Below are 14,329 nucleotides of genomic sequence, written 5' to 3' on the forward strand. Positions count from 1 at the left end.
GAATTATTTAGTATTTTGTACAAAACTCAAGATTAAAGGTGAGATAATTAGTACAAAAGAAACTAAAATCAGTGTCAATGAAACAGTTTTTGAAAGCTTTTCTCTGCCAATTACTTTATTCCAGCCAGAGAATTGCCACTTATTTCGATACAAAACAAAAAGAATTAATAAAATAGCTACTGCACCTAGCCAAGAATATGTTTCATTCACTTCAAATCTTGTATATATGTTTCCTGTTACGACCGCACCCAAAGTACCAAAAAATATAAAGATAATAACGATACGTAGCAGTTCTAATAAAGTATTCATTCTGCTCCACCTTCTTAAAAGAATTAATCCTTTCATTTTTTCAAACGAAAAAATTTGTGAATGTGCAGTTGTATCATAGCTCTTAATCTCATAAGCACTCGTTTGTTCTATAACAATTTGTTATTCTCAATGGTTTTCACTTTAACAAAGAATAAATATCAGTATCAAATGGAACATCATTTTGATACATATAATTTCTCAAAGTTCCTTCTTTTACAAAGCCTAATTTTGTTAACAGCTCATTAGATGCTTTATTTTCAACGAAAACAACTGCTCCAATCCGCATTAAACCAAGTTCTTTAAAACCATAGGAAATCACTTTACTAACAGCTTCAGTCGCATATCCTTTGCCCCAATGTTCAGGAAAAAGTGCATAGCTTATATCTGCTCGCTTATGTCCTTGTGACCAATCTTGTAACCCAATTGTTCCGATAATTCCATCCGTACCTTTCATTTCAATTCCCCATTTAATACCACTTTTTTCATCGTAATTCTTCGAAAAATTCCTGACAATTTGTTTTACCTGATCTACACTTGTTAATGGATTTTGTCCGTAATAACGCAATACATCTGAATTAGAGAAACAATTTAATATATCTAATGCATCAGATTCAATGAGTTCTCTCAAAACTAATCGTTCAGTTTCTAATATAGGAAACATTTTCTCACTCCTTTTGTTTAATCCTAGAATCCCCTTATGATTTTTCATTTAAAGGGAGAATAATCCGACACTAAATTAGTCGTTAGCATTTATCTCTATTTTCTTAATATCTTTCACATTTGCAGTACCTGGTTTGGATCCTCTTACATTTCCATTTAAGGTTGCTTGAACTTTATCTCCAATACTGAACTCCGTGGTATTGACGCCTTCTAAATTGGTAAAGTCAAACACAAACGAATTCATATCTGATTGAGGCAGTTCAACTTTGATCCATTCAAAATCAAGCATATTTATTTCTTCAACTATTAACATTGTATCCTTCGTCATTTCTAGGACATAACCTTGAACTTTGATTTCTGGTTCAACACTTTGTTCCTTTTCAGATTGTTCGATAATGTATTCTGCAACCTCTGTTAATTTCACACCATCCACGCTTTGGTCGCATGCAGCCCAGCGAAATACTCGTTGACCACTGTTAATGTGCACCTTTAATTGATAGTTCATTATATCCTCAATATCACACATCGCCTTCAGATCTTTTTCAGCTAAGTAATTTGCAAACACTAATCTTTTATACACCTCTTGCTTTATATGTGGTGGTATATCAAAATCGGCCATTACTTGCGTTTCATTCACAGTGATTTCTTTTTTCGMCTGTTTTGTTAAAGTATTGATTTCATTTTCGAGCTCCTCTCCATACATCAGCTCAAACTCAAAAAGATCCTGCTCACTGCTGTCGTAGCTTATTTGTAAAATTTTATCCATCCCATACGGAATACCATTACAGTCAATCGCGATATATGAAAGATTGGTATCGTTGGTTTCCTTAACCATATTGCCACATTTGTTGGTAATGATTTCGCCACTTCCATAAGTGTCTCTACTATAATCGTTCTTCACTTCAAGTGATTCTCCGTTATATGTTAAATCAGTTACTATTGGGGCTCCTTCAATCGTGTAATGGACAATACGCAAATCTGAAGCAATCCCGTTCTGGATGTTGTCATAGAAACCCTGCATTTGTTCCCAGCCCTCAACTCCTCCATGGGTATCCAGAACATCAACATTATGTACGCCCTTTACCTCGAGTTTATAACTATCAGCTTTTTGAGTTCCTCCTTTGATACTGTCATTTCCGACCGTGGTGCAACCAACTAGAATGATAATTAACAATAGAAGGATATTATACGTAAAATTCTTCATCGACTCCTCACATCCATCTTGCGAATTTGTAATGAATACCTCTGCCAAAAGATAAAAGAAAGACATTCCTCTTTTGAAGTAAAGTCCTATTAGTTAATAAGCGTATGTGTCATTGTTATTAAATATATTTCATAGTGATGGTACCCTTGCCCTTTTTGTATTTTACAGTCGCCATTGCCCCGTTCACCAAGATATTTTGTGGTGGACTAACTGTTCTCCTCCTCAAAAAGAAATTCTAAGTCCCCCTTGATACTATGAATAAATTCATATTCACTCCACTTCATTTGATTAATTTAACGTTGGATAAATGAATCCTCTCAAATGGACGATCACCTTTAATGGTTTCAATTTCAATTCGTTTTTGAACAGGCTCCCTCATGCTATCGACAGCTGCTAATACTCTCGTCAAGCCTTCCATCATCCCTTTAGCAGACAGGATTAGAAGCGAAATAAACAGAATTGGAATGAAAGCAATCCATGGATAAGAAGTCCATAAAAATTCCCACCACATTCCAAGTAAACCAGCCCATTCGTTTGAATTGGAGATTTGTTTTGTAAAGCCAAATAAATCTCCACGCCTCATATATCCTCCTATGAATAACCCAAGTACGGCTAAATGGGACATCAAGATCAGGGTGTGAATGAAATCCCTTAAGAAAATAATCGCCAGTTGAGGAACTAAAAAAGGTTTGATATGTTTGGTGACAATTCGCCAATTACTGGCTCCAAGCGTTCTGGAACTTTCTATGAATTCCTTCTTATAAATGGACTTTACTTCATTTGCAATCAAGATCGAATTTGTTGGAATAAATAGAAGGGCAAAAATAACGAAATAGAATAGTATCCTGCTCCAATAGGGCAATGGCTCCGGCCCTTTGATTAAGGCACCATCTACAAGTAACATCTCCACTTCTGAAATTAAGATTCCGTTCAATAGTAGAAAGGCCAATAAAGTCATTGGGAAGTAATTAAATGCATCCGCTATTGATTTAAGAGGTTTTTCAATTTTCTGCAGGAAGAAATGAATAAAAAGCCCAATCCAAATGGATGGAAAAACGCGGAGAAATGTAATAATCAATGCCGCTGCTATTGTATATTTTGCTCCTACAAGCATGACGATAAATATATCCCGTCCAAAATTGTCAGTTCCTAAGGGAGGAAAGTTTTTATAACTGTAAGGTGCAGGTAATGGTTTCCCCTGGCTATCATAAAGTAATGAAGCTGTAGGAATTCGATCATTAAATAAGAAAAAATATAGCGTGCTGACTACTAACAGTCCACTGATGATGAGGAAGCCAGAAAGAAACAACTTGTTTAAAAGAAGTCTTTTTATGATAAACACGTAATCACCATTCCAATCTTTGGCCAGTATATTTTTCTATAAGGCTAGTAATGACTGCATAGATAAGGAAAATCGGAACAAAAAACATGATCAATGTGAATGCGATCACATTCGGATTTGGATAGCTCATTATAAAAGTAAAGATTCCATAGATGTTGAATAGTTTCTCGAAAATTACCATTGAGGACAATAAATATAGAACAATCGTTTTACTATGATTAAAGATGCTTGGTGTGATATTTCTCAGCACATGGTAAAAGAAGATTTCCGTTTTATTAAAACCTTTACTTCTTGCCAATTCTACGTATGATTTATTCCATTCATCGCTTACTAAATGAAGGTTGATTCTGAAAATCATGAATGCAGGAATCAAGGCCAACGTAACAATCGGTAAGAAATATGTTTGGTTCTGGGATGAGCCTGCTACAGGAAATAACAAATGGCCGCTTTGCTTGAAATATAAAATAACAGAAAATTGAATGAGCATTATAATGAATAAGTCGGGTAAGGATTCCAACAACGATACGATTCTAGATACCATATCGTTTATTTTTTTTGGAAGCAGGACTGTGAAGTACGTAATTAATAAACCGAAGATAATAGCTATACATAATGCCGAAATAAAAATGGTTAATGAGTAAAAGTAGTAATCCCAAAAATTCAAGAAAATCGAATATTCATGGTTGGTCGGTCCTAAAATGATTAATTTTTCAGGGGCAATAAGAGACGTGACGATATGCCACACATTGTCCAGAAACAAAGTGAAATCAAGTTGGATACCATTTGTAAATAACCCTACAAAAGCACTCAACAAAACGATACCGAGTACAACATAAAGAAAACGTGTTAAGACTCCTAAACTTGAAATCATATCAATTCTCCACCTTAAGTTCATAATCCAAAAAATTACACTTAAAGTTAACATTACCATACTGTCATTAATTGTAATAGACATTAATTGTCTTTTCTGATTATTTATTATTCAACAACAAGAATTTTGAACAAAAGAAAAAGAGCTACGTATGTAGCCCAAGAATCAGATCAGAATTGTTGCGAAGTCCACTTTTCAACTTTTTTATCAATTGTTTGATGAATGCTTCTTTTCCCTCCTGGTACTCATATGTGTTATCAGGAGACCAAGTTACTTTATTTTTCATTTAACCAGTCTTCCACTTTTTCACTCATCTCTTTTTCTAAACTCTCGATGGTTTCGGCATCATGCACTGCTATTTTTGCGTATTTTTCCGGAAACATTTTCTTTACTGAAGAAGCGTACTGATTACCGTTCTTTGGTTCAATGTATTTGATAACTTCATAACCAGAATCAGCTTTCTTCAATTGTATCAACGCAGGTAACGAGTGCCCCGATTGACTTTCGACTCCATTTGCCTTATTGAATCCACTGAAATATGACCACATGTATACGTTTATTACTCCATTTTCTTCACTGGTCCCATAGATTCTGTGGACTTCAAATTGTTTCTCTGATGGATAGTATATGCCCTTGTATTTTTCTACGATATAATCCGAAATAACTTCATCCATTTCTTCTGTCACATGTGAATTTCCATCCTTGATCTCGGGAACATCTGGAGCACACCCCACCAAAAAGATTGATAGAATCAGGAAAAACCATTGATTCATTTGCCACCTTTTCACTATAAATTTCTCCCTATCATATATAGTTATTGAACCCGACCGATTTCATTTAGTGGCCAAAAAGCAACGCTTGTGCTGCCTATGACTTCCTCCATCGGGACTAAACCAATTATTCGGCTGTCTGTACTGTTACTCCGATTGTCTCCCATCACAAACAAGTAACCATCTGGAATCACTTTCTCTCCTGTCAGTTCTTCAAGGGTGAAATCCTCTGTTAAAGTACCGCTGCTCACTTCGTTTTTATTTGATTCCAAATAGGGTTCTTCTTGAGGTTCACCATTGATAAATAATTGATCATTTTTATAAGCGACATGATCTCCTGGCAATCCAATCACTCTTTTAATATAATCTTGTTTTCAGTTGCGTGGAAAACTACGATATCATACCGATTTGGACCCTCAACTTCGTAGCCGATTTTATTAACAATCATTCGCTCTCCATTTTCAAGAGTCGGCATCATTGATTCCCCGTCGACAACAATCGGGGTGAATAAGAAATAACGAATTAGCCAAGCTGCACTAAAGGCAATGAGCAATGCTTTTGCCCACTCCCAGACCTCATTTTTTTCTTTTTTAACTTGTTCCATCCTTTGGCCTCCTGGCATCTAAAACAATAATTGTTCGTTTCTATTCCATTACATGATTTTTTTATTTCACTTACTACGAAGACGAAAAGTAAAAAGTAAAAGTTTCAAATCAATATTGAGTCATTTAATCTCAGAACCATTTGCGAAAGTTAATCCTTTTTCAATTAATGCGCGTCGGATTATATCAAGCGCTTTCGGACCCATTCCATGTAATTTCAAAACCTCAGCCTCACTAACTTTGGTTAATTGCTCAAGCTGGAGATATCCAGCTCCAACCAGTGCACGTCGTGCTGGTGCGCCTATAGAAGTTGGGATGTCACTTATTAAACTACTATTATTTTTCGTCATTACTTCTCACCTTTCTTGAATGATTATTCAAAATAAAATTGTTAAGGATTAATTTCTATAATCATCCACTTATGTCCTTCTTTCCCCCCTTTTCAAAACGACGAACAATTCAAAACTAAAAAAACAACCCACCTGTCAGCTACTGCTTAACAAGCGGGATGTTTTCATACTAATGATTTTGCTTTTTCAATTTGCATACGGACTTGATCAAAACCAGTTCCCCCAAGCGAATTTCTTCGCTTAACTGCCGCTTCGGGTGACAGTACATCGTAGATATCGGGTTGAATTAAACTACTGGCTTCCTGCAAGTCTTCTATCGTAAGGTCCAACAAGTAAATGCCGCGTTGGATACATAGGAAAACGAGCTTCCCTGTGACTTCATGTGCTTCTCGGAACGGCATACCATTTGTCGCCAAGTAATCGGCAAGTTCCGTAGCATTTGAAAAGTCTTGATGCACCGCTTCATTTAATCGCTTTGTGTGGACAGTCATGGTTCTTACCATGCCTTCAAAAATTTGAAGAGATCCATTCAAAGTCTGAACCGTATCGAACATGCCTTCTTTGTCTTCTTGCATATCTTTGTTATACGTGAGTGGCAATCCTTTAAGCGTAGTCAACAGGCTAAACAAGTTCCCGTACACACGACCCGTCTTTCCGCGGATTAACTCGGCCATATCTGGATTTTTCTTTTGTGGCATGATGCTGGAGCCTGTGGCGAACGCATCGTCGAGTTCAATAAATTGAAATTCCTGGCTCGACCAAAGGATGATTTCTTCAGCGAAACGCGATAAGTGCATCATCACAAGTGAGGCATTACTTAAAAATTCCACGATGAAATCACGGTCACTCACGGCATCCATGCTATTTTGGTACACTTGCTCAAACCCAAGGGTATTGGCTGCTTTTTCACGATCAATCGGGAATGTCGTACCTGCAAGTGCGCCGGCACCTAATGGTGAAATATCAATACGTTTAAGTGATTCAGACAAACGTTCCTGATCACGCTCAAGCATCCAGAAGTATGCCATCAAATGATGAGCAAACGAAATGGGTTGCGCACGTTGCAAATGCGTATAGCCAGGTGCAATGGTTTCAACATGTTGCTCTGCTTGCATTAGTATTGCTTGTTGAAACGCTTTGATGCTCTCAATAATTTCTTGTACACGAGTTTTTAAAAAGAGATGCATATCTGTTGCGACTTGGTCATTTCGACTACGTCCAGTATGCATTTTGCCACCAACTGGCCCGATCAAATCAATCAACATTTTTTCAAGATTTAAATGAATGTCTTCGTTTGCAACTTCAAATACCAGCTCATCATTCGTTGCTTTTACTTTCAATTGCTCTAGACCGTCGACAATCTTGCTAACATCTTCAGCAGGTAAAATTCCACAGTCGCCAAGCATTTTTACATGTGCCATGCTGCCCGTCAAATCTTCCATGACGAGTTGTTGATCAAAGCCGATGGATGCGCCAAATTCATCAACCCATTGTTCAGCAGACTTTTGAAAACGGCCGCCCCATAGTTTGGTCATTCCGACACCTTCTCTTTTCCTTTGTTAACCATGGCATGAACCTTTGTCGGAAGTCCCCATAGCTCGATGAAGCCCACAGCAGATTCATGGTTGAATTCATCATCCGTAGTATAAGTGGCTAGTTTTTCATCATACAGTGAATTTGGCGATTTACGTCCTTCAACAATTGCATGACCTTTAAATAGTTTCACACGCACCACACCGTTGACATACACTTGCGTTTCTTTAAGGAAAGATTCTAGTGCCACTTTTAATGGAGAGAACCACAATCCTTCATAGATCAGTTCCGTTAATTTTTTCTCGATAACCGGTTTGAAATGAGCCAGCTCTTTAACAAGAGTAATGTCTTCAAGTTCTTTATGCGCAAGCAATAGTGTGTGAGCACCAGGCACTTCATATACTTCACGTGACTTGATACCGACTAGACGGTTTTCGACATGGTCGATACGTCCGATTCCGTGTTTCCCAGCGATTACATTCAGCTCGGAAATAAGCTCAGCTAATGGATAGGAAACTCCATCCAACGCAACAGGTACACCTTGTTCAAACGTAATCTCAATCAAATCGGCTGTATCTGGCGTATCTTCTAGTGCAACGGTTAAATCATATGCATCTTCTGGTGGTTTAGCCCAAGGATCTTCTAAAATACCGCATTCGTTGGCACGACCCCATAAGTTTTGATCTATTGAAAATGGACTATCTAAGTTTATTGGAATTGGAATGTTATTTTTCTTCGCATAGTCTATCTCTTCTTCACGAGACCAACCCCACGCACGAACAGGTGCGATTACTTCCAAGGAAGGATCCAATGCTTTGATCGATACCTCGAAACGCACCTGATCATTGCCTTTACCTGTACAGCCATGAGCTACGGCATCTGCTCCGGTTTGGTGTGCGATTTCAACCAATTTTTTTGAAATTAACGGACGGGATAAAGCCGAAACCAATGGATATTTCCCTTCATACCATGTGTGTGCTTGAAGTGAAAGTAATGCATATTCGTTCGCAAATTCTTCTTTTGCATCAATCATGTAACTTTCAACAGCACCGACTTGCAGTGCTTTCTTTTTAATGAACTCTAAATCTTTTCCTTCACCTACATCTAGACAAACAGCGATTACATCGTAACCTTGTTCTTTTAACCACGGAATTGCGACGGATGTATCTAGACCACCTGAGTATGCGAGAACTACTTTTTTGTTCATTTGTCATTCCTCCTGAATGTATGTTTATTCACATTTAATGAATTAATATACACAGATAATATCATGTTATAAAAATGTATACAAGTGAATACTCATACATTTAATAAAGTTTAACTATTCAAAAAAAGAACACCCGCATTGGTGCTCTTGATCACATTCTTATTTCTTCATGAAAAAATTTCGTCCTACGCGTTCAATTAGCCCGGGAGCCATATTGTATGCTTTACTCGAAATGCCCATATACCAAGGCAAATCCACTTCACGTACAGGACGTTCAATTACTCTGACAATCGCACTTGAAACTTCCCCGACTGATAACAAGAACTTTTTAAGTGAACTTTTATATGTACCCGTTGAATCCGCTAAATCCAAAAATGGTGTATCGATAGGCCCTGGATTGATGGTCGTCACGTAAATCCCGTGTGGCTGGACTTCCATTCGTGTAGCGTTAGCGTAACCGAGAAGCGCGTGCTTCGTTGCTGCATACACAGACGCTTTTGGTGTGGCGATTTTCCCAGCCTGTGACGCAACATAAATGAGATGCCCTGATTTCCTTTCTATCATTAAAGGTAAAATCCTGCTTGTCAATTTCATGGGTGCTGTTATATTAATACGCATCATGTCATCAATTTGTTGGTCAGTAGTATCATGTGCCAAAGCAAACGTTCCCACACCTGCAGAAAAGACGACAACCTCAGGAGCCGGACATTGACTCAATACAGTTTCTAGACCTTGATCTGTCAGCAAGTCAGCTTCAATTGCATGAATTCCGTGAGATCTAAGATCTTCGAGAGCAGATTTAGAACGACCTGTTGCATATACAGTGTATCCTTGTTGGCATAAATCTTTTGCAACCTGTAGCCCAACGCCACTTGTCGCTCCTGTAATCAAAACCGTTTTAGGCTTGCCCATAAGTGAATACCCCATTTTGGTCGTGTGACTCGATGGCAAGTCCTTCAGCAAGCAAATAGTCTATTTGTCCGATGGTTTCAGAAAGTGTCAGACCCAGTTCTTTCTCATAGACAAATGGAAATAATTTTTGTGTGATTTCGAAAATGGTAAGTTGTTCTTCAGCAAGCATCGCATGGACTTTCATCGCACGGTCATGTTGTTTTTCTAAGCGATGTGCAATCAATGCATGGACATTGAATACTTCATTGCCATGACCACTGTAAATTTTCTCTACTGGCATGGTCAGGACTTTTCTCAATGATTCGTTGTATTGAATCATTGCTCGTGGACGTCTAGCACTTGGATCAAGTGGAGGCTCAATTAAAGGATTTGATGAGATTTTTTCTAAGATATGGTCCCCACCAATCATCTCTTTGCTCTCAGCATGCCAAAAAGAAACATGACTCTGTGCATGACCAAGCGTTTCAACGACCGTCCAACCTGGATGTCCAGGAAGTGCATCGCCTTCCTCCACTGTCACATCAAGTGGACGATTGCCCATGAAAGCAACTGGACGTTTCATTTTCTCCACCCATGCATGATATTTCTCTGGAACACCTTCTTCAATTAAACGTTCCAAATAAAACTCATCATGATAGGCAAAAAAAGCTGGATCTCGAGTCAACCAAAGGTCATTATAGACATGCCCATATACTTTTGCATTTGGAAAAGCGTCAATCCAGCCTGCATGGTCAGGGTGATGGTGCGTCAAGAAAACTTGCTCGACATCATTGAACGAATAGCCCGCTTCTTTTATCCCTCGTTCAAGTGCTGCATAAGCTTCGGGTGTTTTTGGACCTGCATCAATTAATGAAAGCGTATCTCCTTTTAAAAGATAAGCATTAACATCCCCTACAGCAAAAGGTGTAGGCAATATAAGTTTGTGGATCATATGGCATTCTCCTTAAAATGAATCACTATTCACTCTATTGTACAATTTTTACAAGTTCGCGTCACTTTTAAGATTAGTGAGAAAAATGAGGAGTAACAACGAAATCACGAAAGTTGAACAAAAATGGAAAAGTTGCACCCAACTCTGCATACAATGAAATAATTATCTTTCGAATTTTTATTCATCAGTTGACAACTCTTCGTAAACAAGCCTATAATTTCAATAATTTAGAACGTTCAGGCTTTGATAAAGAACAGTAATCGTGTTGAAGGAATATAGAGAGTGTGTTCACCGGCTGAAAGACACACTTCCCGCTCACAGGATGAACCTACTTTGGAGCCGCCATGCAAACATGGCCGTGCCTTCGCGATAAGAAGGAACAAGTTGTGCTCCATGTGGGGCAAAACAAGGTGGTACCGCGGAAACATGCGTTTTCGTCCTTTCATTAGGACGGGAGCGCATTTTTTTATACAAAAAAGGAGGAGTAACAATGAAAACGATTGTATTTGTTGGAGCAGGTTCGATGGCGCAAGCGATGATTCATGGCTGGATGAAAGAGGCAACTGTTGCCCCTCAGAACGTATTTGTTATGAACAAATCCGATCGCAAGAAGTTGACTTTCCTTCATGAAACATACGGAGTACAAGTCGTTTGTGAAGACAAAGAAATATTGAAAACGGCAGATTTGATTATCTTGGCAATGAAACCGAAAGACGTTCAGGCGGGCATGCAGGCAGTTGCCCCTTACCTTTCGAAGACTGCAGTAGTGTTATCGATTCTAGCAGGAGTTCCAATGTCGACAATCGGGCAAGGACTGGGCGAACGTCCGATTGCCCGTTGTATGCCGAACACCTCAGCTACCATCGGGATGTCTGCAAGTGCGGTGGCCTGGAATGAACAAATGAATCACACTGATAAAGAGGAAATTATGCAACTGCTGCGTACTATTGGATCCGTCATTGAAGTGGAAGAAGATCAGCTGCATGTCATTACGGCTTTATCAGGCAGCGGTCCTGCTTATGTCTATTATTTTGTGGAAGCCTTTGAAAAAGCGGCGGTCGCAAGTGGGCTTGCCCCACATGTTGCACGTAACTTACTTGTCCAAACTTTGGCTGGTTCAGCAGAAATGTTAAAACAGTCAACCGATTCACCAGCTACACTTAGAGAACATGTGACAAGTCCAGGAGGTACAACAGAAGCCGGAATCCAAGCTTTACAGGAAAAAGGATTTATCGACATGCTTGGAAGTTGTTTGAACGAAGCCGAAACACGTTCCCGTGAGCTTGGAAAGCGCTATATTTAGGACAAATTTGCTATAATACCTCATATACATAAAAGGAGGAATAGCATTTTATGGCAAAAGCTAAATTATTCGAAGAATATTCAATCAAAAATATCACATTCAAAAATAGAATCGTGATGGCACCGATGTGCCAGTATTCAAGTCATAATCAAAATGGGCATGTTGAAGATTGGCATCGCGTCCATTACCCAACACGTGCAGTTGGCCAAGTAGGATTGATTATTCTAGAAGCAACGGCAGTCTTACCCGAAGGCCGAATTTCTGTAAAGGATTTAGGCATATGGAGTGATGAACACACAGCAGGTTTGACTGAACTTGTTCAATCCATGAAATTACATGGATCGAAAACGGGCATCCAGCTAGCACATGCCGGTCGTAAATCAACGGTGGATGGTGACATTTTTGCCCCTTCCCCTCTTGCATTTAATGACCAATATAAAACACCAGTTGAGATGTCAAAAGAAGATATTGCTAACACAGTCAATGCTTTTAAGGCTGGGGCAATTCGTGCCAAAGAAGCTGGATTCGATGTCATTGAACTGCACGGTGCACATGGGTACTTAATCAATGAATTTTTATCTCCATTAACAAATAAACGTTCGGATGAATATGGMGGCAGTGAGGAAAACCGCTACCGCTTGCTTCGCGAAGTGATTGACGCAGTTCGTAGCATTTGGGAAGGTCCATTGTTTGTCCGCATTTCCGCACATGATTATACGGAAGGCGGCATGACACCAGAAGCGTATGTAACGATGACCAAGTGGATGAAAGAACAAGATGTTGATTTGGTTGACGTAAGCTCGGGAGCAAACGTTCCTGCAACCATCGAATCATTCCCTGGCTACCAAGTTACGTTTGCTGAAACGATTAAACATGGGACTCCGATTGCTACAGGTGCAGTCGGGATGATTACTTCTCCACTTCAAGCTGAGGAAATCCTGAAGAATAATCGTGCTGATTTAATCTTTTTGGCACGTGAATTATTACGCGATCCATACTGGCCATATCGTGCAGCAAAAGAACTACGCACGGAAATCAAATCACCGCTCCAATATGAACGCGGCTGGCTATAAGAATATGGAATAACAAAAGGGTCCTTTTGCTAACGGGTTCTGTTTCGAAATACAAAATTTAAATAAGAAGCAATGCAAAAGGGTTATCAATTCGTATATGAATTGATAACCCTTATTTTATTATTATTACTTTTATTCTGTAAAATTCTCATCTCTTGACAACCAAAAGGTAACTCAAAAAGAATTGGTACGCTTCCCGGCCTTAGTTTCATTTTTAATAACACTCACTTCTTTTTTTGTGAAATTTTCGTTCGTACTACACAACAATTCAATTTAAAACATATCATGCGAAGAATGTGCTTAATATGCATATTACAATTGTTTAAAGGTAGGTCGACTTATGAGTTCACCAATTGATTACACCTCAAAAAATACGCAGTTTACTTTTGATGTTAATAAAAGTCCTTTCTTTAAAAAAGATAACCAAAACTTAATAAATATTTTAGGAAAACAGCAATTAAATACTTTGAAAAATTTATCTTTACTTGATATTTACCTTAGTGCCACCAATGTCGTCGAGCCACATTATCACCCTAATGCTGAAGAGCTTGTTTATTGCATTTCTGGAGCAGTAGCTGTTTCATTACTAAATCCATTTACTAGGCAATTTCAAAATTATTCAATTACTCCAGGGGAAGTTGTCAACATCCCCCAAGGCTGGTGGCATTATGAATTTGCCACAGAGGATTCCACACATCTACTTGCAATCTTTGATGCCCCAACGCCTGAAGTAATTCTTGGTTCCGATATTTTGAAGCTGACACCTGCAAGTATTATGGCGCATACCTATTGCTTGGATAAAAGGGAATGGAAAAAAGCCATCGCCCCGCTTGATCCCCCTACTTATATCGGACCACCTACGAGCTGCATAAAGACTGAAGAAAGCAATGTGCTTTATTCAAATAACATTAATCAATGTGATAGCCRTGTATTTCCAACGCAAGAATATAATCCCTACCCCAATCATTAAAGGAGTCCTTTTAATTCCATGGCAAAAGAAGATTGTATACTTAATTGTTCAGCCTATAGGAACCTATCAATATATTATTGAAGACGTGCATGGGGATTCTATTAACTGCAAAAATCCCTCAAACAAAAAAATGACTGCCGATTAAAGGCAGTCATTTCAGCTTGTTGACAAAAGAATAATAATTAATATAAAAGTATAAAAATTGAGTTCTTATTTTTTGCACTCTATCGAAAAAGATTGTGGTCGGCTATTTCTTTCGCTTTCCGCGGACGAAACGCTAGCCTCCTCGGCT

15 protein-coding genes, 1 pseudogene and 1 other annotated feature are annotated in these 14,329 nt (G+C 38.6%); of the genes and pseudogenes, 3 read left to right on the forward strand and 13 right to left on the reverse strand.

All coding sequences use genetic code 11. From position 1 onward, the window contains the following. Positions 1-3: 3 nt before the first annotated feature. From AC1DSL_RS12560 to AC1DSL_RS12620, 13 genes and pseudogenes are all read right to left on the reverse strand, one after another. Positions 4-309 carry a hypothetical protein gene (locus AC1DSL_RS12560; protein ID WP_477532420.1) on the reverse strand — a complete coding sequence of 102 codons (306 nt, stop codon included), beginning with the start codon at positions 307-309 and terminating at the stop codon, positions 4-6. 136 nt (positions 310-445) lie between these two features. Then, the gene (locus AC1DSL_RS12565; protein ID WP_477532421.1) at positions 446-970 is read right to left on the reverse strand and encodes a GNAT family N-acetyltransferase; all 525 of its coding nucleotides are present in this window, start codon (positions 968-970) and stop codon (positions 446-448) included. Between the two features lie 75 nt (positions 971-1,045). Then, complete coding sequence (locus AC1DSL_RS12570) at positions 1,046-2,173, reverse strand: DUF4362 domain-containing protein (RefSeq protein WP_477532422.1); 1,128 nt, start codon at positions 2,171-2,173, stop codon at positions 1,046-1,048. A 280-nt stretch (positions 2,174-2,453) separates the two neighbouring features. Next, a complete protein-coding gene (locus AC1DSL_RS12575) occupies positions 2,454-3,515 on the reverse strand; it encodes an ABC transporter permease (protein WP_477532423.1) in 1,062 nt (353 codons plus the stop codon). 4 nt (positions 3,516-3,519) lie between these two features. Beyond that, positions 3,520-4,386 (reverse strand): ABC transporter permease subunit, encoded by an 867-nt coding sequence (locus AC1DSL_RS12580; protein WP_477532424.1) that lies wholly within the window; start codon positions 4,384-4,386, stop codon positions 3,520-3,522. 145 nt (positions 4,387-4,531) lie between these two features. After that, complete coding sequence (locus tag AC1DSL_RS12585) at positions 4,532-4,672, reverse strand: hypothetical protein (protein ID WP_477532425.1); 141 nt, start codon at positions 4,670-4,672, stop codon at positions 4,532-4,534. Continuing rightward, the gene (locus AC1DSL_RS12590) at positions 4,662-5,174 is read right to left on the reverse strand and encodes a hypothetical protein (RefSeq protein ID WP_477532426.1); all 513 of its coding nucleotides are present in this window, start codon (positions 5,172-5,174) and stop codon (positions 4,662-4,664) included. Before AC1DSL_RS12590 ends, AC1DSL_RS12585 begins: the two co-directional genes overlap by 11 nt. Before the next feature lie 26 nt (positions 5,175-5,200). Next, positions 5,201-5,760 (reverse strand): annotated as a pseudogene (lepB, locus tag AC1DSL_RS12595) (signal peptidase I). Positions 5,761-5,880: 120 nt separating this feature from the next. Next, a complete protein-coding gene (locus AC1DSL_RS12600; RefSeq protein ID WP_477532427.1) occupies positions 5,881-6,108 on the reverse strand; it encodes a helix-hairpin-helix domain-containing protein in 228 nt (75 codons plus the stop codon). 164 nt (positions 6,109-6,272) lie between these two features. Then, complete coding sequence (argH, locus tag AC1DSL_RS12605) at positions 6,273-7,643, reverse strand: argininosuccinate lyase (protein ID WP_477532428.1); 1,371 nt, start codon at positions 7,641-7,643, stop codon at positions 6,273-6,275. Next, positions 7,640-8,848, reverse strand: a complete 1,209-nt coding sequence (locus AC1DSL_RS12610; RefSeq protein WP_477532429.1) for an argininosuccinate synthase — start codon at positions 8,846-8,848, stop codon at positions 7,640-7,642. The genes argH and AC1DSL_RS12610 overlap by 4 nt, the downstream gene beginning before the upstream one ends. 159 nt (positions 8,849-9,007) lie before the next feature. Beyond that, a complete protein-coding gene (locus AC1DSL_RS12615) occupies positions 9,008-9,760 on the reverse strand; it encodes an SDR family NAD(P)-dependent oxidoreductase (RefSeq protein WP_477532430.1) in 753 nt (250 codons plus the stop codon). Next, positions 9,747-10,691, reverse strand: coding sequence for an MBL fold metallo-hydrolase (locus AC1DSL_RS12620; protein ID WP_477532431.1), 945 nt, complete (start codon positions 10,689-10,691; stop codon positions 9,747-9,749). Before AC1DSL_RS12620 ends, AC1DSL_RS12615 begins: the two co-directional genes overlap by 14 nt. Before the next feature lie 234 nt (positions 10,692-10,925). Continuing rightward, positions 10,926-11,136 (forward strand) — a binding site (T-box leader). A 45-nt stretch (positions 11,137-11,181) separates the two neighbouring features. Between AC1DSL_RS12620 and proC the strand changes: the two genes are divergently transcribed. From proC to AC1DSL_RS12635, 3 genes are all read left to right on the forward strand, one after another. Next, positions 11,182-11,994, forward strand: a complete 813-nt coding sequence (gene proC / locus AC1DSL_RS12625; RefSeq protein ID WP_477532432.1) for a pyrroline-5-carboxylate reductase — start codon at positions 11,182-11,184, stop codon at positions 11,992-11,994. A 50-nt stretch (positions 11,995-12,044) separates the two neighbouring features. Then, positions 12,045-13,067 carry an NADPH dehydrogenase NamA gene (namA, locus tag AC1DSL_RS12630; protein WP_477532433.1) on the forward strand — a complete coding sequence of 341 codons (1,023 nt, stop codon included), beginning with the start codon at positions 12,045-12,047 and terminating at the stop codon, positions 13,065-13,067. Positions 13,068-13,407: 340 nt separating this feature from the next. Beyond that, complete coding sequence (locus tag AC1DSL_RS12635) at positions 13,408-14,037, forward strand: cupin domain-containing protein (RefSeq protein WP_477532434.1); 630 nt, start codon at positions 13,408-13,410, stop codon at positions 14,035-14,037. Positions 14,038-14,329: the final 292 nt, after the last annotated feature.

Source organism: Paenisporosarcina sp. P4_D4 (assembly GCF_056401835.1).